At 66.3% G+C, this 20,420-nt stretch carries 23 protein-coding genes; 13 read left to right on the top strand and 10 right to left on the bottom strand.

All coding sequences use genetic code 11. From position 1 onward, the window contains the following. The first annotated feature begins 127 nt into the window (after positions 1 to 127). Positions 128 to 2,125, top strand: coding sequence for a PAS domain-containing hybrid sensor histidine kinase/response regulator (locus FYJ91_RS10125; RefSeq protein WP_246152551.1), 1,998 nt, complete (start codon positions 128 to 130; stop codon positions 2,123 to 2,125). Between the two features lie 38 nt (positions 2,126 to 2,163). On the opposite strand, the gene FYJ91_RS10130 is transcribed toward FYJ91_RS10125, so the two are convergent. Next, entirely contained in the window at positions 2,164 to 2,802 is a 639-nt protein-coding gene (locus FYJ91_RS10130; protein ID WP_149522114.1) for a LysE family translocator, read from the bottom strand. Continuing rightward, a complete protein-coding gene (locus tag FYJ91_RS10135; protein WP_149522115.1) occupies positions 2,799 to 3,191 on the bottom strand; it encodes a (deoxy)nucleoside triphosphate pyrophosphohydrolase in 393 nt (130 codons plus the stop codon). The genes FYJ91_RS10130 and FYJ91_RS10135 overlap by 4 nt, the downstream gene beginning before the upstream one ends. Before the next feature lie 96 nt (positions 3,192 to 3,287). Between FYJ91_RS10135 and FYJ91_RS10140 the strand changes: the two genes are divergently transcribed. From FYJ91_RS10140 to FYJ91_RS10160, 5 genes are all read left to right on the top strand, one after another. Next, the gene (locus tag FYJ91_RS10140; RefSeq protein ID WP_246152552.1) at positions 3,288 to 3,467 is read left to right on the top strand and encodes a Flp family type IVb pilin; all 180 of its coding nucleotides are present in this window, start codon (positions 3,288 to 3,290) and stop codon (positions 3,465 to 3,467) included. Positions 3,468 to 3,590: 123 nt separating this feature from the next. Continuing rightward, complete coding sequence (locus FYJ91_RS10145) at positions 3,591 to 3,758, top strand: Flp family type IVb pilin (protein ID WP_127746708.1); 168 nt, start codon at positions 3,591 to 3,593, stop codon at positions 3,756 to 3,758. Positions 3,759 to 4,100: 342 nt separating this feature from the next. Next, positions 4,101 to 4,574: a carboxymuconolactone decarboxylase family protein gene (locus FYJ91_RS10150; RefSeq protein ID WP_219822577.1), complete on the top strand. Its 474-nt coding sequence runs from the start codon at positions 4,101 to 4,103 to the stop codon at positions 4,572 to 4,574. Continuing rightward, the gene (locus FYJ91_RS10155; protein ID WP_425474013.1) at positions 4,552 to 5,445 is read left to right on the top strand and encodes a sigma-70 family RNA polymerase sigma factor; all 894 of its coding nucleotides are present in this window, start codon (positions 4,552 to 4,554) and stop codon (positions 5,443 to 5,445) included. The genes FYJ91_RS10150 and FYJ91_RS10155 overlap by 23 nt, the downstream gene beginning before the upstream one ends. Before the next feature lie 63 nt (positions 5,446 to 5,508). Next, positions 5,509 to 6,174, top strand: coding sequence for an HPP family protein (locus FYJ91_RS10160; RefSeq protein ID WP_149522117.1), 666 nt, complete (start codon positions 5,509 to 5,511; stop codon positions 6,172 to 6,174). Here the strand turns inward: FYJ91_RS10160 and FYJ91_RS10165 are convergent. The 6 genes from FYJ91_RS10165 to FYJ91_RS20590 all read right to left on the bottom strand — a co-directional run bounded on the left by FYJ91_RS10165 (position 6,171) and on the right by FYJ91_RS20590 (position 11,883). Continuing rightward, positions 6,171 to 7,598: a M48 family metalloprotease gene (locus tag FYJ91_RS10165; RefSeq protein ID WP_149522118.1), complete on the bottom strand. Its 1,428-nt coding sequence runs from the start codon at positions 7,596 to 7,598 to the stop codon at positions 6,171 to 6,173. The genes FYJ91_RS10160 and FYJ91_RS10165 overlap by 4 nt on opposite strands. Positions 7,599 to 7,755: 157 nt before the next feature. Continuing rightward, positions 7,756 to 8,697, bottom strand: coding sequence for an acetyl-CoA carboxylase carboxyltransferase subunit alpha (locus FYJ91_RS10170; protein WP_149522119.1), 942 nt, complete (start codon positions 8,695 to 8,697; stop codon positions 7,756 to 7,758). 47 nt (positions 8,698 to 8,744) lie between these two features. Further along, positions 8,745 to 9,008 (bottom strand): PepSY domain-containing protein, encoded by a 264-nt coding sequence (locus FYJ91_RS10175; RefSeq protein WP_219822579.1) that lies wholly within the window; start codon positions 9,006 to 9,008, stop codon positions 8,745 to 8,747. Positions 9,009 to 9,069: 61 nt separating this feature from the next. Continuing rightward, positions 9,070 to 9,951 carry a tyrosine-type recombinase/integrase gene (locus FYJ91_RS10180; protein ID WP_149522120.1) on the bottom strand — a complete coding sequence of 294 codons (882 nt, stop codon included), beginning with the start codon at positions 9,949 to 9,951 and terminating at the stop codon, positions 9,070 to 9,072. Further along, the gene (locus tag FYJ91_RS10185; RefSeq protein WP_149522121.1) at positions 9,948 to 11,741 is read right to left on the bottom strand and encodes a hypothetical protein; all 1,794 of its coding nucleotides are present in this window, start codon (positions 11,739 to 11,741) and stop codon (positions 9,948 to 9,950) included. Before FYJ91_RS10185 ends, FYJ91_RS10180 begins: the two co-directional genes overlap by 4 nt. Positions 11,742 to 11,745: 4 nt before the next feature. Next, on the bottom strand, positions 11,746 to 11,883 hold the full coding sequence (locus tag FYJ91_RS20590) for a hypothetical protein (protein WP_181008437.1): 138 nt from the start codon (positions 11,881 to 11,883) through the stop codon (positions 11,746 to 11,748). Positions 11,884 to 11,966: 83 nt separating this feature from the next. Between FYJ91_RS20590 and FYJ91_RS10190 the strand changes: the two genes are divergently transcribed. The 6 genes from FYJ91_RS10190 to FYJ91_RS10215 all read left to right on the top strand — a co-directional run bounded on the left by FYJ91_RS10190 (position 11,967) and on the right by FYJ91_RS10215 (position 16,944). Next, the gene (locus FYJ91_RS10190; RefSeq protein ID WP_246152581.1) at positions 11,967 to 12,509 is read left to right on the top strand and encodes a shikimate kinase; all 543 of its coding nucleotides are present in this window, start codon (positions 11,967 to 11,969) and stop codon (positions 12,507 to 12,509) included. Beyond that, positions 12,506 to 13,612 (top strand): 3-dehydroquinate synthase, encoded by a 1,107-nt coding sequence (gene aroB / locus FYJ91_RS10195; protein WP_149522123.1) that lies wholly within the window; start codon positions 12,506 to 12,508, stop codon positions 13,610 to 13,612. Before FYJ91_RS10190 ends, aroB begins: the two co-directional genes overlap by 4 nt. A gap of 90 nt (positions 13,613 to 13,702) precedes the next feature. Further along, the gene (locus FYJ91_RS10200) at positions 13,703 to 14,080 is read left to right on the top strand and encodes a hypothetical protein (protein WP_149522124.1); all 378 of its coding nucleotides are present in this window, start codon (positions 13,703 to 13,705) and stop codon (positions 14,078 to 14,080) included. Positions 14,081 to 14,160: 80 nt separating this feature from the next. Beyond that, entirely contained in the window at positions 14,161 to 14,826 is a 666-nt protein-coding gene (tmk, locus tag FYJ91_RS10205) for a dTMP kinase (protein ID WP_149522125.1), read from the top strand. A gap of 14 nt (positions 14,827 to 14,840) precedes the next feature. Beyond that, the gene (locus tag FYJ91_RS10210) at positions 14,841 to 16,073 is read left to right on the top strand and encodes a cytochrome P450 (RefSeq protein WP_181008438.1); all 1,233 of its coding nucleotides are present in this window, start codon (positions 14,841 to 14,843) and stop codon (positions 16,071 to 16,073) included. 4 nt (positions 16,074 to 16,077) lie between these two features. Beyond that, the gene (locus tag FYJ91_RS10215; protein WP_149522127.1) at positions 16,078 to 16,944 is read left to right on the top strand and encodes an SMP-30/gluconolactonase/LRE family protein; all 867 of its coding nucleotides are present in this window, start codon (positions 16,078 to 16,080) and stop codon (positions 16,942 to 16,944) included. Here the strand turns inward: FYJ91_RS10215 and FYJ91_RS10220 are convergent, their stop codons facing one another. Next, positions 16,945 to 18,579 carry a Na+/H+ antiporter gene (locus tag FYJ91_RS10220; protein WP_181008439.1) on the bottom strand — a complete coding sequence of 545 codons (1,635 nt, stop codon included), beginning with the start codon at positions 18,577 to 18,579 and terminating at the stop codon, positions 16,945 to 16,947. Between the two features lie 337 nt (positions 18,580 to 18,916). On the opposite strand from FYJ91_RS10220, the gene FYJ91_RS10225 reads away from it, so the two are divergent. Continuing rightward, a complete protein-coding gene (locus FYJ91_RS10225) occupies positions 18,917 to 20,053 on the top strand; it encodes a serine hydrolase (RefSeq protein ID WP_246152553.1) in 1,137 nt (378 codons plus the stop codon). On the opposite strand, the gene FYJ91_RS10230 is transcribed toward FYJ91_RS10225, so the two are convergent. Then, entirely contained in the window at positions 20,046 to 20,366 is a 321-nt protein-coding gene (locus FYJ91_RS10230; protein ID WP_149522130.1) for a hypothetical protein, read from the bottom strand. The two genes, FYJ91_RS10225 and FYJ91_RS10230, sit on opposite strands and share 8 nt — an antisense overlap. Positions 20,367 to 20,420: the final 54 nt, after the last annotated feature.

The following is a 20,420-nucleotide window of genomic DNA, read 5'->3' on the forward strand; positions in this document are numbered from 1 at the left end:
CGTTTGCGTGCATTCGGTGCCGTATTATATTAACGTCCCGGGCGTTCACGAAGCTTGGCGCTTTTTGAGGAGGAAGCACCGGGCCTGATCGCCCTGAAGGGTGATGTCGTGGGTGAGTATATGTCCTTTGCTTATCGGAACGCGCGGGGAGGGAAGCGTCATTCCAAACGATAGGCTTTCTGAGGCCAACCGCCTGCTGCTGCTGGCCGAAGCCCTTTCGGGTTTCGGGCACTGGCGCGCGAATCTGGCCGAGGGCACGATCACCATTTCGCCACAGATGAGCGACGTCTGCGGGCTTGAGCGCGGCGCTCGCCTGACGACCAGCTTCTTCATCGACCGTGTCCACCCCGACGACCGCGACCGGTTGTCCGCCGTGTTGACCGAGACGCGTGAAACCGGCCAGCTCGACGACTTCCGTCTGCGCTGGATGCGCCCCGATGGCCCGACCATCCACATGACGGTCAGCTGCCGGATGGACGGCCCCGACGCGATGTTCGGGATCGTCCACGATTCGACGGGCGAGGTCGAGCGCGAACGCGCCCTGATCGTCGCCCGCGACCAGGCCCGCGCCGCAGAACGCGCGCGCGGCGATTTCCTGACCGTGATGAGCGAAGAGATCCGCACGCCGATGCAGGGCGTGATTGGCACGATCGACCTGCTGCGCGAGGATCCGCCCGAGCAGCAGCGGCTGCGCCTGTTCGAAAGCCTCGCCCAATCGGCCTGCACGCTGATGACGGTGGTCGACGATCTGGTCGATCAGTCGCGGATTGAGGTGGGCCGCATCGTCCTCGAATCGCGTGAGTTCGATCTCAAGGTGCTCGTCCGCAACACCGCGGATCTCTATCAGGGCAGCGCCACCGCCAAGGGGCTCTCGCTCGAAGCCAACGGTATCGATGGCGATCCGGCGATCGTGCGCGGCGATCCGGCACGGGTGCAGCAGATCCTGTCCAACCTGCTGTCGAACGCGATCAAGTTCACCGATCAGGGCAAGATTTCGATCACCGCGTCGATTTCGCGCCGCACGTCCGAATCCGATTATTGGATGGTGATGGTGCAGGATAGCGGCATCGGCATCGGCGAAGATGCGCTGGGCCGCATCTTCTCGCGCTTCGAACAGGTCGATGCCGCGCGCAACCGGCTGCAGGGCGGGGCGGGGCTTGGTCTGTCGATCAGCCAGCAGCTTGCCGAGGCGATGGGCGGATCGATCGCGGTGTCGAGCGAGCCCGGGCAGGGCAGCATCTTCTCGGTCGAACTGCCCTTCGCGACCCACGTCGGCGCGCCGACGGCCGCTGAGGAAGGCGATGCGGAAGCGCAGCCCTTGCGCATCCTGCTGGCCGAAGACAATCCGATCAACCGCCGTCTGATGAAGGCATTGCTGATCCGCCACGGGCACGACGTCGTCGCGGTCGAGGATGGGCGCAAGGCGCTGTCGGCGATGACGACGCAGCGTTTCGATCTGGTCCTGATGGACATGCAGATGCCCGAACTTGACGGCCTCGGTGCGACCCGCGCGATCCGCGCGCTCGATCCGCCGGCGTCCGAAACCACGATCGTCGCGATTTCGGCGGATGCGATGCCCGAACGCCGCCGGCTCTATTTCGAAGCGGGGGTCGACAGCTTCCTGCCCAAGCCGATCGTGTCGCGCCAGTTGATCGAGATGATCGACAAGATGCGCCGCAGCGCCAGCCCGGTGAAGGCCGCGCCCGCCGATCATTTCAATCGCGAGCGGCTGAGCTGGCTTGTCGAGGAAGCGGGCGAGCAGGATGCCGCGACGCTGATCCGGATGCTGCTGTTCGACGTCACCGATCGTCCCAAGCGGATCGCCGCCGCCGTGCGCGCCCGCGCATGGGAGGTCGCCGCGACCGAAGCCGAATCGCTGCGCGCGCTGCTCGACAATTTCGGCCAGTTCGGCCTGTCACAGCTCCTCGGCTCGATTGCGCGCCAGTGCGCCCGCCACGCGCTGCCGCCGGCGCTGATCGAGGAACTGGAAACCCAGGCGGCGTCGCTTGCGATCTTCTTCCGCAGCGAATTGGGCGGCCTGCCCGGTCCGCTCGAGCGCGCGGTGGACAATGTCGTCGAACCGACGTTCCCGGTGATCCCGCAACCCCAGATCAAGCAGCGGTGAATCTTTTTAATCCTCCCCCGCCAGGGGAGGATTAAAAGTCACCGCCGCCACGCGAGTAGCGATAGCCCGAACCCTACGAACAATGCGCCGGTCGCGCGGTTGAAGCGGCGCTGCCAGCGCATCTCGCGCAGCAATCCGCTCAACGATCGGCCGCCCAGCGCATAGGTGAAGTACCACGCGGTCTCGATCACCGCGAAGGTCGCCAGCAGGATCGCGAACTGTGGCGCCTTGGGCGCGCTCGCATCGATGAACTGCGGGAAGAAGGCGGCTGCGAAGATCAGCGCCTTGGGGTTGGCGATGCTGATCAGATAGCCGCCGCGGAACAACTGGCCTGCGCTCGCCTGCGGATCGATCGCCGCATTGCCGGTGTTCGGGCCGACGTCGACAGGCGTGCCTCGATCGCGCCACGCCTTGATCCCGACCCAGATCAGATAGGCGGCGCCGCCCACCTTGATGATCCCCAGCAGCTGCGGCAGCGCGGAGAGCAAGGCGCTCATCCCCGCCGCCGACAGGCCGAACAAGGTCAGCAGCGCCAGCATGCACCCGGCCATGGCGAAGGTCGCGCGGGCGACGCCGTGGCGCATCGCGCGTGTCATGATGTGGAGCATGTTCGGTCCCGGCATCGCCGACACCAGGAAGGTGGCGCAGACGAAGATCCACCAGTGGGCCAGCGTCATATCAGGGCATCCAGCAGGCCGATCAGCGGCTTGTCCGCCGGCGGCATCGGCAGGTTGTGCAGCTCGACGGGGCGGACCCATTTGAGCGCCTGCGCCTCCACCGCCTGCGGGATGCCCCGCCATTTTCGGCAGATGTAGAGCAGCAGCAGCAGGTGGCGCTCGCCCAGCGGCTCGCTGGCGAAGGCGGCGGGGGCGAGGCAGGCGGTCTGTGTCTCGATCGCCAGCTCCTCGCGAAGTTCGCGGATCAGCGCGGCTTCGGGCGTCTCGCCCGGTTCGATCTTGCCCCCGGGAAACTCCCACAGCCCCGCCATCGGCTTCCCCTCGGGCCGCTGCTGCACGAGCACGCGCCCATCGGCATCGATCAGCGCCACCGCCGTGACCATAAGCATTGGATTTTGGTTCAAAACCGCCTTGTCCTTTATCGCTTCCTTAAGCTGATCGCCGTAAGGAAAATGCAATCTTATCCATTAGTCGAAAGACCGCTCTTGTCCCGTTCACCTCTTATCCGTCGCCTGTTCCGATCGGAAGATGGCGCGACTGCCGTCGAATATGGCCTGATCCTCGCGCTGGTGGTGCTGGCGCTGCTCGTGGGCGTCACCACGCTGAGCGGACAGGTCAAAGCGACCTGGAACAACATTGCGACTAAAGTCGGCTCCACCATCTGATTGATGGCGATAATGTCCCACGCATTAACTGTTTCACAGGGAATCCCGGGCTAGATCGCAATCGTTGGCCGTAGGCGGGCCATCCGGGCCGGACCCGTAAGTGTCCAAGCGGGAGTTAGAGTTATGAAGTTTGTTGCGAAGCTGCTTAAGAACAACAAGGGCGCGACTGCGATCGAATATGGTCTGATCGCTGCCCTCATCGCGGTTGCCGCGATCACTGCGATGACCAGCCTGGGCAACCAGCTGCAGAAGACGTTCAACAACGTCGCGAACAACATGAAGGCTTCGTAATCGGTTCCTAGAAACCGGGTACGGCTGACAGATCGGGCGGCGAACCTTCGGGTTCGCCGCCCTTTTCGTATGCGCCTTCTAAGTCCTCCCCCGCCAGAGGGAGGTGTCAGCGTAGCTGACGGAGGGAGAGGACGGCGAAGAACTTGAGGGTGGTCGTGTCCGCCCCCTCCGCCCCCTCCGCCCCCTCCGCCCCCTCCGCCCCCTCCGCCCCCTCCGCTGACACCTCCCCCTGGCGGGGGAGGATCAAATTGCAGAAAAATTCGCACCCCATGTCACACGGGCGTTCTCCATCCCGTCTTGTCTTCGAGCGCGCATGGTGCACGCTGTGCAAGGAGACGACCCATGAAGCCCCGTATCGCAAATCCGATCGCCCTCGCCCCCGAACAGGTGAAGGCGATGATGGCGCTGGAAAGCAGCTTTGCCGCCACCGGCCTCGATCCGGTGCTGCTCGAACTGGTGCGGCTGCGCGTGTCGCAGATGAACCACTGCGCCTTCTGCATCAACATGCACACCGGCCTGCTGCGCAAGGATGGGCAGAGCGAGATGCGGCTCTACATGCTCAACGCCTGGCGTGAATCGTCGCTCTACACCCCGCGGGAACGCGCGGCGCTCGGCTGGGCCGAGACGTTGACCCGTCTGTCCGAAACCCACGCGCCCGACGCGGATTATGAAGACTTCGCGTTCGAGTTCAGCGAGGCCGAGCAGGTTCAGCTCACCTTCGCCATCGGCGCGATCAACACCTGGAACCGGTTGCAGGTCGGCTTCCGCGTCGCGCACCCCGTGTCGGCCGAAGATCGCGCGCGTGTCGCGGCCTGACGGCCACCTCGCGGCGTTCGAGGCGCAGCGGCCCCGGCTGCTGCGCCTCGCCTACCGCATGACCGGATCGCTCGCGGAGGCAGAGGATGTGGTGCAGGACGCCTGGATCCGCTGGGCGCGGGTCGAGGATACGGTGGACAGCCCCGCCGCCTACCTCACCCGTATCGCCACCCGCCTCTGCCTCGATCGTGCCGACAGCGCGCGGGCGCGGCGCGAGACCTATTATGGCGCCTGGCTGCCCGATCCGCTCGTCGAAACGACGGAAATGGAAATCATGGCCGACGATATCACCCTGACCCTGATGCTGGCCCTGGAGCGTCTCTCCCCGCTCGAACGCGCGGCCTTCCTGCTCCACGACGTGTTCGACATGGAACTGGCGGATGTCGCGACCACGCTCGATCGCGATCCTGCCGCCGTCCGCCAGCTTGCGGTCCGCGCGCGCCGCCATGTCGAGGCTGCGCGCCCGCGCTTCAAGGTCGAGCGCGCCGATGCCGATCGCCTCGCCCGCGCCTTCTTCGCCGCCTCGCGCGATGGGGACACGGCCGCGCTCGCCTCACTGCTCGCGCAGGATGTGACGCTGACGTCCGATGGTGGTGGTAAGGTCATTGCCTTCCGCAACGTCATCACCGGCATCGCCAAGGTCATGCGCCTGTTCGCAGGGTTGCGCCGCAAGTTCGAGGAACGGCCCGAAATCCTCGAATGGGTCACGATCGATGGTCTGCCCGGTTACGTCACCCGGGATCGGGGCGGCATATTCCAGACGACCGCGCTCGACATTCGCGACGGCCGGATCGCCGCGATCTACATGACGCGCAATCCCGACAAGCTGGGTCATGTCGCGCAGGCAATCGGCTATTCGGCTGATATCTGATCTTTAGGGGCAGGCCGAAATGGTCGCTGGCGACCACGATCGGCCTGCGCCAATCGAACGGACATGACATCCTGGTTCCGCCCCCTGATCGCCGGCGCTACGTTGGGCGATCGTGCCGTCGCCAGCGTGGGCGCGCTGCTGGGCATCACGCTGACGATGCTGGTCTGCGCTTATTATCCCTTCGCGATGGCCGATCTGCCGCTGATCGTAGCGCCCATCGGCGCATCTGCCGTGCTTGCCTTCGCTGTGCCCGCCAGTCCGCTGGCACAGCCCTGGTCGGTGGTGGGCGGCAATATCGTCTCGACGCTGATCGGGATCGCCGCTTTCCGGCTCGTGCCCGAAGCGCATGTTGCCGCCGGCGTCGCGGTGGGCGGGGCGATTCTGGCAATGTCGCTGCTGCGCTGCCTGCATCCGCCAGGGGGTGCTGCGGCACTGACCGCGGTCATCGGCGGGCCGGCAATCCATGCGGCCGGCTGGAGCTTCGCCTTCGTGCCGGTGGGGATCAATTCGATCGCGCTCGCCGCGCTTGCGATCGCATTCCACCGCTGGTCGGGCCACAGCTATCCGCACCGCGCACTGCCGCCGGTGCCCGAACCGCTGGGGCTAAACCTCGCCGATATTGATCAGGCGTTGGCCGACATGCCTGACAGCTTCGACATCGCGCGCGCCGATCTCGACGCGCTCCTCACCCGTGCGGAGCATCACGCGATCCAGCGCCGCACGCGTTAGCGGACGACCAGCTTCACCTTGTCGCCCGCCCGCAACGGCGCGTCCGGGCCCAGCCCGTTGATCGTCAGGAAACGATCGAGCTGATAATCGCCATAGGCCATCTGTTTGGAAAGGCTGGCGGCGGTATCGCCCGCCTTCACGGTCACCACCTTGATCCGCATCGGCCTGGCGGTGCGCGCCTCTTCCTCGCTCATCCGCTTCATGCTGTTGATGAGGGGTTCGAACGGGCCGATGCCGGCACCCGATCGCGTCAGCGTGACGAAGTGGAACGCCTTCCCGCCGCCGAAATCATAAGCGAACACGCCGACGTCGAGCACGCCCGCATTGCTGTTCGCCTGGCCGAAACTGTACGCCATCGGCAGATCGCCGACCTTGGTCGTGCTGATCTGGCCATGGCCGACGCCATTTTGCGATAGCCCGCGAAACACGCTGTCGACATGCGCGGCCAGCGTCCCACCGGCCTTTCCGCCCGCGAAGATCGCCTGTCCGTTCGATCCGGCGATGGTCACGGCTGCGTCGCCATTGTTGACCGTGAAATTGAACGGCACCGCGAAGCTCAGCCGCTCGGTCGGCAGCTTGAAGACGCGCCCCTCCATATAGCCCTTGGCCGGGTCGTCGCCATAAACGAGGCCGTCGATCGCGGCGAGGAAGGCGGCGCGGTTGCGCTCGCCGCCCTGCCGGCCCGTCTCGCGCGCCTTGTTTTCGGCACGGGTGACGCGGTCGGCGGAGTTGGGGTGGGTGCTGGCCCAGGTCGGGATGCTATTGGTCTGCCCGGTCGTCTTGGCGGTCAGCGACTTGGTCGCGTCGAGTTGCGCCAGCATGTCGGCGGCGGCGGTGGGATCATAGCCGCCGCTCGCCAGATAGCGGACGCCCAGATCGTCGGCCTGATATTCCTGGCTGCGCGAGAAACCCTTGGTGATCAGGTCCGCGCCGACGCCTGCGCCGCGCCCGACCAGGCTGCCCAGCCCCGAATTGCCCGCGACGGCACCGGCAAGACCCGCAAGGACCGACGTGATCGTCGATGTGCGCTGGCGGCTCGCGGCGTGGCGGGCGGCGACATGGCCCACTTCGTGCCCCATCACCGATGCCAGTTCGGCCTCGTCGTTCATCAGCGCAAGCAGGCCGCGCGTGACATAGACATAGCCGCCCGGGATCGCGAATGCGTTCTCCACGGATGAATCGAGCAGCGTGACGGTGAAGTCGCGTTCGGAATTCGAAAGCCCCGACTGTACCGCGATCCTTCTGCCGACGCGCGCGACATAGTCGGCCGCCGGCCCCTTCATCGCGCCGCCATATTGGGCGACCAGTTCGGGATTGGCCTGCGCGCCGATCCTCTTGTCGCCCTCCGAAATCGACTGGGCGGAAAGCGGGGTCGCGACGAGTGCCGTCGTGGCCAGCGATAGTGCGAGGATCAGCGTCTTCATGGCGGCGAAATGATCATCTCGGCGTTCAGTTCCTCCCCGGCACGGGGAGGGGGACCGCGAAGCGGTGGAGGGGGCGGGAGGTCGAGTACAGCGTTTGCGGCGATCCCCCTCCGTCGCCTTCGGCGCCACCTCCCCGTCCCGGGGAGGATTTCAGGGATCAGCCGATCTTCAGGAACTTGTCCTGCCGACTGGCGCGGATCGATTTTGCCGACTGATTCTTGAAGCTGGCGAGTTCTTCGTCGATCGCCTTGCCGAGCGCCTCAATCGCCGCCGCCGGATCGCGATGCGCGCCGCCGACCGGTTCGGGCACGATGCGGTCGACGACGCCCAGGCCCTTCAGGTCCGACGCTGTCACCTTCATCGCCTCGGCCGCTTCGGGCGCCTTGTCGCCGGTGCGCCACAGGATCGACGCGCAGCCTTCGGGCGAGATGACCGAATAGACGGCATGTTCGAACATCAGCACGCGGTTGGCCGCCGCGATGGCAATCGCGCCGCCCGATCCGCCTTCGCCGACCACCGCCGCGATCATCGGCACGCCCAGCGCCAGGCATTGCTCGGTCGATCGCGCGATGGCTTCCGCCTGGCCGCGCTCTTCGGCCTGGATGCCGGGGAAGGCGCCCGACGTGTCGACCAGGCTGACGACCGGCAGGCCGAAGCGGTCGGCCAGCTGCATCAGGCGGATCGCCTTGCGATAGCCCTCGGGCTTGGCCATGCCGAAATTGTGGCGGATGCGCGATGCGGTGTCGTCACCCTTTTCATGGCCGATCACCATCACGCGCCGGCCGTTGATCCGGCCGAAGCCGCCCAGGATCGCCTGATCGTCGGCAAAGGCACGGTCGCCGGCCAGCGGCATGAAATCGGTCACGAAGCCCGCGACATAATGTTTGAAGTGCGGGCGCTCGGGATGCCGCGCGACCTGCGTCTTCTGCCACGGGCTCAGCTTGGTGTAGGTGTCGCGCAACAGCTTGTCGGACTTCGCCTCAAGCTTCGCGATCTCCGCGCCGATATCGATGTCGCCGGCATCGGCGGTGTCGCGCAGCTCGGCGATCTTCGCCTGCAGCTCCGCGATCGGCTTCTCGAATTCCAGATAGACTGCCATCGCGCCCGGTTAAGCCGCCGGGCGCGCGGCGTCAACGAAAGGGGGGATTAATCCCCATCCTTCTTGACGATTCCATAATGGGTCGGGTCGAGCTGCAGGTCGTAGGTCTTGCCCTCGATCGTGCGGGCGTCGTCGACCTTCCAGATCGGTCCGTCCTCGTCGAACTCGATCTTGTTCCAGCTCTTGAACCCCGCCTCGGTCAGCTTCGCGGCGATCGCAGCCGCCTCCTCCCGGCTCGGCCCGCGATCGGCGAGGGCAGGGCCGGCGACGGCCGCCGCGATCAGGGCGGCGGGAATAAGCATACGCACCATCGAACGACACTCCTTCTCGGTCCGATAGGCGTGAAAATGTCCGGGCGGATGGGCAGTTCCCTTATTTGTCCATCAACGGGTGTCGCGCATTGACCAGTTCGACGAGTCGGCTGCTGTCGACATGGGTGTAGATTTCTGTCGTCGCGATGTCGGCGTGGCCTAGCATCGTCTGTAGCGCGCGCAGGTCGGCGCCGCCTTCGAGCAGGTGGGTCGCGAAGGCGTGGCGCAGCACGTGGGGGCTGATCCGCTGCGGCGGGATGCCCGCTTCGGCCGCCAGTTCGCGCACCAGCTGAAACAGGCGGACGCGGCTCAGGTGGCTGTGCCCGGACGGGAAGAGGAAAGGCTGATCGGCGGGCACATGCACCCTCCATTCGGCGACAGCGGCGCGTGCGCGGTCCGAGATCGGCACGAGCCGCTCGCGCCCGCCCTTGCCGCGCAGGATCAGGAAGGGCTGATCGCTGCGCAGCGCCTGTCGGGGGAGGGAGACGAGTTCGGTCGCGCGAAGCCCTGAACCGTATAGCAGCTCGACCAGCGCGATCAGGCGTAAAGTCAGTGGATCGGCGTGCCGTGCCTCGCGTCGTTCCTCTAGCGCGGCGAAGAGCCTGGCGATGTCTTCATGCCCCAACGTCCGGGGCAGCGCGCGGCGGGTTGCGGGGCGGGGGAGGGCGTCGGACGGGTCGTCGGGCCGATCGCCTTCGTCCTGCAGAAAGGCGAAGAAGCGCCGCAGCACCGACGCCTTGCGCGCGACCGAGGAATTGGCAAGCGGCATCCACTCGGTCGCGAGCCTTTGGATTGCGGCTTCGTCGGCGTGCGACAGATCGCCGCCCAGAAAGGCCGACGCACCGCGCAGGTCGGTGCCATAGGCCAGCACGGTGTTCTTCGCCGCACCGCCTTCGACCGCCAGCATTTCGAGGAACCGACGAATGGCGTCGGTATCGCTCATAGGCGCGTCATCGCCTCCGCGGCGATCATGCGCGCCTCGCCGTCGAGGCCGACTTCGCGCAGCGACCGGAGCATCGTGTAGAACAAGGCGGGCGAGACAGATCGCCACTCCATCCGCTGCATCCCCATCGCGACGAGCAGGGCGACCGTCCCCGGCTGGCGATCGAAGGCCGCACGGCGGATCAGCTGCGCCCAGTTCGATGTCAGGTCGAACGTCACGCCGTGATCGGAAAACAGCTTGGGTGCATCCTCGCCGCCCAGCCGGCCGAGGCCCGCCAGCGCCGCGATCAGCATCTTTGCCTTGTGAGGATCGCTTCCCTCGATCCGGGCGGCATAGGCATCGACACGCGCCACGCGGGTATCGACGACCGGTTCGGGCGAACCGGTCGCCAGGATCGCCCACGCGGTATCGGCCTTCTCGTCGGACATGCCCGCCACGACCGGCGCCCAGCGCGCCGCGCGGCGATCGAGCCCCGCCGTCATCATCGCGCCGACCAGATCGCTGACGTCACCCGCGAAATCCTCACTCGGCGTGACGCTGGCGGCGGCGCGGGCGGTGAGGATCAGTTGCGGGAAGCGATCGTGCGCCGCACCCTCTTCCTTGCCCTCGCCCTTCCAGAACCAGCGCATCGCGGCGACGCGCGCACCGTCGTCGTCGCCGACATAGCAGGCGCGCAGGCGGCCGCCCTTGCTGTCGGCGGTCAGTTCCTCGCCATCGTCGGCGAGCTGGCCGTAGAGGTCGACCAAAGCGGCGTTCGAAAAGACACCCAGGCGCGCCGCGATCAGGGCTGCATCGATCCGGTCGGCGGCGGGCAGCATCGGATTGCGTGCCTGCCATGCGGCGACCTGCGGGCCGACGGTCGCCATCAGATCGGACGGCACCGTCACGCCCAACGCGCTCGCCATACCGAAGCGCCAGCTGGTGAGCTGGTTTACCCCGGTCCATTCGATGTTGACCGAACGCGCGCCCGATCCGTTCACGCCCAGCACCTTTTCGGCGAGCTGAACGTCGATACCGCGCGGGTCGCTGGTGCGCCGGCGCGCCTGATCCATCAGCACGTCGGCGATCGCGCCGTCGCCCGAAAGGCCCGCGCAGATCGCGCGCGCCATCGGCCAGATCGTTTCCTTGGACCTGAGCGCGCCGCCGTCGGCCAGCGGGCAGAGGCCGGCGGGGTCGGCGGTCGCGAGCGCAGTCTGCGCGGCCACCGCATACATCTTGGCATTGTAGCGATCGACGTCGACGGCCTGGACCATCATCCGCGCGCCATCGGCCTCGCCCATGCGAAGCAGCAGCCACGCGCGCTCGGCGATCCAGTCGGCCGGGTCAATTCCGGCGGGCGTTTCCACGCGCGAGATCAAGGCGCGCCGCACCGTGATCGAGGCCCAGCGCGAGGCGAGCGGCATATCGAGGCGGCGCATGATGCCCGCCAGATATTTGCCGTTCGCAGTCCCGAACGTGTCCGGCCCGAGCCCGGCGATCACGCCGACCCGGTTGGTGGAGCGGCGCGCGCTCGGCGGCAGTTCCAGCGCCTCCGCCACCGGTGTCGGCGCGGGCGCGAACAGCGCCGGATCGAGCGCGAGAACCGGCGCAGGCGTAGCTGCTCCCGGCGCTGCAGGCGCGGGTTGACCGGGGGTAGGCGCGGTCGGCTGCACGGGACGTGGCGCCGGCGCCTCGCCGAATCCGGGCGGCAGCAGCGATTCGGGCGCGCCCTGCGCAAAGACAGGCGCGAGGCTGGCGATCCCCGCGGCGAGCGCGAGCGCCCCGCCGCCCGCCAACCAGAGCTTGCGCATCGGCTTATTGCGCTCCGCTCTCGTTCAGCATCGGCTTTTCGACAGTCGTCAGCGGGCGATCCTCATGCTTGAAACCGAGCGCGAGGAGCCCCACGACGATCAGCAGGACGACGACCAGGGCGATGACGGCGGCACGGGACATTGGATACCTCGGAAAACGGGGCGATGCTTGCAACGATCGCGCTTTTGCCCGAGGGGACCCCCATGTGTATAGCCCTCGACGACATGGCCCAGAACAGCACACCGCCGATGCCCGTTTTTGATCGGCCTCTGGTGCTGATCGGTCTGATGGGGACGGGCAAATCGACGGTCGGCAAGCGGCTGGCGGCGCGGCTCCACCTCCCGTTCGTCGACGCCGACCATGAGATCGAGCGCGCGGCGGGCCTTTCGATTCCCGAAATTTTCGAACGTTTCGGCGAAAAGGAATTTCGTGACGGCGAACGGCGCGTGATCGCGCGGCTGATCGACGGGCGGCCCAAGGTGATCGCGACCGGCGGCGGCGCCTTCATGCAGGAAGAGACCCGCTCCCTGATCCTCGAGCGCGCGACCGCGATCTGGCTCGACGCCGATCTCGACGTGCTGGTCGATCGGGTGAAGCGCCGCGACGGCAGCCGTCCGCTCCTCAAGAACCGCGATCCGCGCGAGGCACTCGCCGAGCTCGCGGCGATCCGTAATCCCTTCTACGCGCTGGCACCGATCCACGTCCGCAGCCAGCCTTTGCCGCACGAGGCGACCGTCGAAAGCATCCTGAAGGCACTCGCCGCATGACCGACATCCGCGTGGCGCTCGGTGAGCGCAGCTACGACATTCACGTCGAGGCAGGCGCGCTCGATCGTGCTGGCGATCTGCTGCGGCCTTTCGCCAGGCGCGGGCGTTTCGTGGTCGTCACCGACGAGAATGTCGCCAAGTCGCAGTGGCAACGGCTCGAAGCGTCGCTGACCGCGGCGGGGATCACGCACGCGATCGAGATATTGCCGGCGGGCGAATCGACCAAGAGCTGGGCGAACCTCGCCCGCGTCACCGATCGCCTGCTCGAAGAGGGGGTCGAACGGTCGGACACGGTGATAGCGCTGGGGGGTGGCGTGATCGGCGATCTGGTCGGGTTCGCGGCCTCGATGCTCAAGCGCGGGTGTAACTTCGTGCAGGTGCCGACGACCCTGCTCGCGCAGGTCGACAGTTCGGTCGGCGGCAAGACCGCGATCAACACCAAAGCGGGCAAGAATTTGATCGGCGCTTTCTATCAGCCGGTCCACGTCCTGATCGATCCGACCACGCTCGACACTCTGGGCCGGCGCGAAGTCGGCGCGGGCTATGCCGAGGTCGTCAAATATGGGCTGATCGACGATCCCGCCTTCTTCGACTGGTGCGAGGTCAATGGCCCCGCCTTGCTCGACGGCGAAGCGCAGGCGCGCGAACATGCGATCGCGACCAGCGTCGCCGCCAAGGCCCGCATCGTCGGCGAGGATGAGCGAGAGACGAGCGGCACCCGCGCGCTCCTCAACCTCGGCCACACCTTCGGCCACGCGCTGGAGGCGGAAACGGGCTTTTCGGACGTCCTCCTGCACGGAGAGGGCGTTGCAGCGGGCATGGCGCTCGCTTTCCGCTTTTCGGGCAGCCTTGGCCTGTGTTCGGCCGCCGACGCCGATCGCGTGACCGCGCATCTGCGCGCCGCTGGCCTCCCCGCCACGCTGCGCGAGGCGCATGTCGATACGACCGGCGCCGCGCTCGTCGCGCATATGCTCCACGACAAGAAGATGGAGGGCGGACGCCTTCCATTCCTCCTTGCCCGCGGCATCGGCCAGACCTTCCTCGACAAGCAGGTCGATCTTGGCGCCGTCGAACGCTTCCTCGACGCGGAGCGTACACTCTAGCGGTGATCATGTGACTGCCATCACTTTGTGCGAATCGCTTGTCGGCTAAGCCGCCTTGGCGCAGGTTCGGACAGAACAGGGGATGGGATCATGGCAACGCTGACAAACATCGAAACGGGCGATACCAAAGAAGCGCCTTCGGGCTATTCTTGGACGACTTTGCTGTTCGGGCCGATTCCGGCCTTCATGCGCGGCGATATCTTCTGGGGCGGGATCATGCTGGCGACGGATATCGTCACCGGCGGACTCACCTGGCTGCTGGTGTGGCCGTTCCTCTATAACGGCCTTTACTACAAGAAGCTCACCGATGCGGGTTACAAGCCCGGCCGCGCGACGGCGAAGCTGGTCAATCCGGACATGGTCAAGGCCGCCGAAGCGCCCGCGCCTCCGCCCACCCCGGCGGCTGAGCGGACCCGCTTCATGCCGGCCGGATCCTTCACGCCGCCGACGCCGACCCAGAAGGATTGAGGCGATCGTCCGCTCGCCGTGTCGACGGACCGCGCAAAATCCTTTTGAGGCACGAGCGGTTTCGTGACAGGGCGGGCAGGATGAACCGGTCGGGTTTCTATGCGATCGAAGGGGTCGATGGCTGCGGCAAGAGCGGGATGGTCGGCTTCCTGGTCGATCACCTGCGCAGCTTCGGGCTCGAAGGGATCGCGACGCGCGAGCCCGGCGGAACGCCGCAGGGCGAGCAGCTTCGCTCGCTGATATTGTCCGGGCAGGATGATGCCTGGGATCCGCATTCCGAACTGCTGCTGATGACGGCCGCCCGGATCGAGCATGTCAGGCGTGTGATTACGCCGGCGCTCGAACGCGGACATTTTATCGTGTCGGATCGCTATGCAGGATCGACCATCGCCTATCAGGGCGCCGGGCGCGGCATGTCCGAAGATTTCATCCGCACGCTGCATGCGCAGGTGGTGGGGGATGTCTGGCCCGATCTTACGATCATCCTCGATCTGGATGCCGAAATCGGGCTTGCGCGGAGCCGCAGCAGACTGTCGGCATCGTCTGTCGACGAAGGGCGTTTCGAAACGCTCGATCTCGAATTCCACCGCCGCATCCGCCAGTCGTTTCTCGATCAGGCCGCGCGCGATCCCGCGCGCCACATCGTCGTCGATGCGTTCGGAACGCCCGACGAGGTGCGGGCGCGGGTGGCCGCAGCCCTCGACGCATGGGCCGCGCGTTCGACCTCATCGCATCCTTCGACCTGAAAGGCGGCAGGCATATGGTTGCGACATCGTTTCACTACGATCCCTATTCGATCGAGGCGATGCGCAATCCGCAGCCGCTCTATCGGGTGCTGCGCGAAGATCACCCGGCCTATTACATGCCGGACTATGACAGCTGGGCCTTCAGCCGGTTCGAGGATTGTTGGGCGATCCTGAACGACAGCGTGAACTTCTCGACTGCCGAGGGTGAGATGTTCGCGCGCGAACAGCTGCTCCAGCACAATGCGGGGCCCCCGCGCGCGCACCGGCTCGATCCGATGGACATCTTCCTGAACATCGATCCCCCGGTTCATACCAAATTCCGCCAGGTCACGGCCGCGCCCTTCCTGAAGGGGAACGTCAACAAACTGGCCGACGACATCCGCCAGATCACGCGCCGGCGGCTCGACACGCTGATCGAGCGGGGCGAGTTCGACTTTCACCGCGACTTCGCCGGCTATGTCGGGGCGTGCACGATGTGCATGATCACCGGTATGGCGCTCGACGAGGCCGAACATGTCGCCTCGCTCGTCCATCAGGGGATGGAGCGTGAACCGGACACGCCCGGCTTCACCGAGCGGGGCCGGCAGTTCCTGGGCCAGATCTACGGGAAGATCGGGGAATTGCTGCGCCGTCGCCGTGCGGGGGAGTCGCCGCCCAATCGCCTGCTCGACGCGCTGATCAACACCGACATGCTCGGCCGCCCGCTGACCGATGCGGATATCATGCCGCAGGTCAATTCGATCATCGTCGGCGGCGTCGAGTCGCTTCCCAAGGTGATCACGGGCGGGATCGCTCTGCTCGAACAGCTGCCCGATCAGCTGGCTGCGATCCGGGCGGATTTGGACGCGCGGATCGCGCCGGCGTTCGAAGAGATGTTGCGCCTGTGCGCGCCCGCTCAATGGTTCGGTCGGACGGTCGCCCGCGATGTCGAGGTGGGCGGTGTGGCGCTGAGGCCCGGACAGCGGGTCCTGATGCTGCTCGCCTCGTCCAATCGCGATCCGCGCGAGTTCGATGGTCCCGAGGAATTCCGCTGGAATCGCAATCCCCGCCGCCTGATCAGCTTCGGCATGGGCGCGCATTTCTGCATCGGTATCCACGTCGCGCGGATGGAAGGGCAGATCATGCTGCGCGAGTTCCTGGAACGGGTCGAACGATGGACCTGCCTGCGCGATCAAGGCCATTGGGCCGTTTCCGAATTCCAGATCGGCTGGACGAGTTTGCCGATCCGGATCGAGGCGAGGAGATAAGAGGATGACCGCCGAAACCCCGATCCAGTTCGATGAGCGTCCGCGCACGCTCGCCGACGGATTCTGCTTCACCGAATGCCCGCGCTGGCGCGACGGCTGGCTCTATTTCTCGGACATGTATGGCCGCACCGTCTATCGGATTGACGAGGGCGGCACGCTCGAAACGGTCGTTCGCGTCGAATCGCGGCCGGGTGGCCTCGGATGGCTGCCAAACGGCGACATGCTGATCGCGGGGATGGACGAGGGGCGCGTCCTGCGCCTGTCTAACGGGGAACTTCACGTCCACGCCGATCTGACCTCGGTCGCGCCGACCGGCATCAACGACATGGTCGTCGACGCGCACGGCCGCGCTTATGTCGCCAAGTTCCTGCACCAGAGCCCGCCACCCGAAGAACCGATCATCGTCGTCGAACCCGATGGGCGCTGGTATGAGAGCGAACATCGTTTCCGCGTTGCCAACGGCATGATCCTCACGGCCGACGGTCAGCAGCTGGTCGTGGCCGAGAGCGCGGGCATGCGGCTGACGCGTGTCGATCTCGATGCGGATGGCGTGCCGTCCAACGGCACCCTCTTCGCCCAGTTGGACAGCGGCCAATATCCGGACGGGATCTGCGGCGACGATCGGGGCGGCGCCTGGGTCACCACCGCGCGCGGCCCCGGCGTGTTCCGTGTCGAGCCGGGGAAGGGGGCGACGCACTTCATCCCCTATGACGATGATCGCTTTTCCTACGCCTGCGCGCTGGGCGGCGCCGACGGGCAGACGCTCTTCATCTGCACGGCGGGGCCCTATACACCCGCCACGATGCACCAGCAGAGCAGTGCCGCGATCGAGGTGCTCAAGGTGCCCTTCAAACGCAGCGGCACGCCCTGATCAGGCGCGATACCGAGCCTCTGACAGATCGAGTTCGCGTGTGAGTCTGTGGATGCTCTCGCTGCTCAGGCGGCGGGTGCGGATGAGGTCGATCAAGGCGGCGCGTTCGGCCTTCAGCCCGACAAGGCGGAATTCCTTGAAGCGCCGCTCCTGCAGCCGAGCATCCTCGCCGCGATCCCTGCCCAGCCCCTCGATACGTTCGCGATACAGATCCATCACGCGGGCGCCGGCCGCGGCATAGCGATCGGCGTCGCCGAGTTTCTCCGACAATTCGTGCTGATGGCGCTCGATCGCCTGGATCGCGGCCTCGGCGGCGGCGACCCGCGCGGCATCCTCGTCGGCCAGTTTCGATGGCTCGGGCGGCATGGTCAGCCCGCGTAGCAACACCGGCAGGGTGACGCTGGCGATCAGCAGCGAGACGATGATCACCCCCGCCGCCAAAAAGATCGCCAGATCGCGCGCGGGGAAAGGCGTGCCGTCGCTGAGCGCCAGCGGAAGTGTCAGCACGCCGGCCAGTGTGATCGCCCCGCGAACCCCGGCGAGCGACATCGCCGCGACCAGCCGCCATTCGGGGCTGCGCATCTGCACCCCTTCTTTGTTCCGGTTGCGCAGGATGGTGAAGCGCAGCGACGCCCAGACCCACAGGAAACGTAGCGCCGCCAGCCCTGCGACGATCGCGACGATATAGACGGCGAGCCACCACGGCGCGCTGTGCCCGGTCATCGCCACCGTCTGCTTCGCGCCGGCCAGGATCGCGGGAAGCTGTTCGCCCAGCAGCACGAAGATGATGCCGTTGAGCGCGAACTGGATCGTATCCCACACCGAATTGCGGCGCATCCGCGTCACTGCCAGCGTCTGGCGCGAGATTTCGGCGAACGTCATCGTCACGCCCGCGCCCACGGCGGCGAGGATGCCCGATGCGTGGACATGCTCGGCCGCCAGGTAGGAACCGAAGGGGATGAGCAGACTCACCAGGATCTGCGAGCCCGTATCTTCGCCCCAGCGGCTCGTGACCCACGCCTTGGCACGCGTGACCGCGAGCGTCACCAGAACGCCGATGACGAGGCCGGCGCCCGCCACCCACAGGAAATTGAGCGCGGCCGACGGGGCAGAGAAAATGCCGGTCATCGCCGCGGCGATCGCGAAGCGCAGGCAGACGAGGCCCGAAGCGTCGTTGAGGAGCGATTCCCCTTCGAGGATGTGCATCATCCGCTTAGGGATCGGCACCCGCGCCGCGATCGCCGACACCGCGATCGGATCGGTGGGGGAAACGACGGCGGCGAGCGCGAAGGCGACCGCGAGCGGCATTGCGGGGATCATCCAGTGGATGAAGAAGCCCATCCCCACCACGGTGATCAGGACCAGGCCGAGCGCCAGTTCGAAGATCGTCGACAGATCCTTGAACAGCTCGTCCTTTGGAATGCGCCAGCCGTCGAGGAACAGCAGCGGCGGCAGGAACAGCAGCAGGAACAATTCGGGATCGAGATCGACGCGATGCGAGGTCGACAGGCCGATGATCCCGCCCAGCCCGATCTGGACGAGCGGTACCGGCGCGGGAATTGGGAGCATTCTCGACAGTGCACCGCTGACGACGACCGCCAGCAGCAGGAAAAGCACGATCGAAACTGTTTCCAAAATCCATCTCCGCGTTGAGCAAGGGCATGATGACAGGGCAGTCTGGCCTGGCCCCGCGGTGCGCAACCGATAGCGCAATCGGGGCAATTCGGCCACCGCCCCCGGCCGCGGCATCTGGCGAAGCGGCCATGTTGTGGGCTGGGGCGCTTGCCGTCGAGTCAGCAATCCGATGCGGTGGACGTATATCTCACGCCGCTTTGAACCGCCTGCGCGTGACGGGAGTTCAGCCTGTGGCAAGCGATGTGTGTTATGGAGGATGGGTCTTGTCGTATCGAGGAGGTTCGGTCGATTGCTGAACGGGGCGGGTTCGTCATTCAGTCTCCCACTTCGCTCGCTATTGCTGGCGCCGCTCCTTCTGCTCGCCGGTTGCCAGCCCGCCGCCCCCGATCCGCAGGCGGCCCGATCCACGCCGCAATCGGTATCGCCGATACCGGTTCATGCGCCGTCGGCACCCAAGCCCAGAGCGAAGCCGATCGCCGTCGCGCCACCCGTCATCCCCAGCGCCGCCAGCGCGCTCGATCGACGGATCGAGGCTTTGGGCAGCGGCTTCCGGGGTGATGTCGGCCTGGCCGTCCGCGATATCCAGACCGGCTGGATATCGCATTATCGCGGGCTCGATTATTTCCCGCAGCAGAGCGTCAGCAAACTGTGGGTGGCGATCAGCGCATTCGACATGGCCGATCGCGGGAAGCTCGATCTGCGCGGCCGGCTCAGCGTCCGTCCGAATGACCTCACGCTGTTTCATCAGCCGATCAGATCGCTCGCGACGCGCCCCGGCGGTTTCCAGACCGATCGCGAGGATCTGCTGACCCGCGCGCTGACCCAGAGCGACAACAGCGCCAACGACAAGATGTTGCGCGAAGTCGGTGGCCCGGATGCCGTGCGCGCGACACTCGCCGCCAAATCGATCTCCGGCATCCGCTTCGGTCCCGGCGAAAAGGGGCTGCAGAGCCGGATCGCGGGGCTCGACTGGCAAGCTTCGTTCGCGAAGGGCAACGGCTTCTATACGGCCCGGGAGGCGCTGCTGATCGCGCAGCGGCGCGCCGCGTTCGAAGCCTATGTCGCCGATCCGGTCGACGGCGCCCGTCCCATCGCGATGGTCGACGCGCTCGCGCGGTTGAAGACGGGCGAGCTGTTGTCGGATGCGTCGACCGCACAGATGCTCGACCTCATGGGCCAGACGCGCACCGGTGCGCTGCGGCTGAAAAGCGGGCTGCGCCCCGGCTGGACGCTCTCGCACAAGACAGGCACCGGACAGATACTCGAAGGCGAGCAGGCGGGTTATAACGACGTCGGCATCCTCACCTCGCCCGAGGGACGGTCCTACGCGGTCGCGGTGATGATCGGCCGCACCAGCCGACCGCTTCCTGAGCGGATGGACCTGATGCGCAAGGTCGTCCGGCTTACGATCGCCTATGATGGCGAACTTGCCGAGCAGAAGGATGCGACCGGCGCTGGCGCAGACGTCAGGTGACGGCGATCGTCGGCGGCACGAAGCCCAGCCGATCCGCGAGCGCCTCGACCGAGCTTCCCGGTTTGACCAGCAACCAGTCGCGCGGACGGTGCGCGTCGATCACGACCACCGCCTGTTTGGGGCAGAGTTTCAGGCAGCCCGTCTCGATCACGCCGAAGTCCGCCTTGCGGCCTTTCTTGCCGTTGCCGAGTTCGCGCAGCGCCTTGGCCAGCCGCGTCTTGCCCTTGGGGCCGAAGCCGCCGCCGACCTTCTTCGAACATTTCGAACAGACGAGGACCGCACCCCGCCAATGGGAAGGAACCTGATCGCGCATCGTTTCGATATGGCAATTACCTTGCATTTTTCTAGGGTTTCGGTGGATCATTTC

It is taken from the genome of Sphingomonas montanisoli, from assembly GCF_008274695.1.
Lineage (GTDB): Bacteria > Pseudomonadota > Alphaproteobacteria > Sphingomonadales > Sphingomonadaceae > Rhizorhabdus > Rhizorhabdus montanisoli.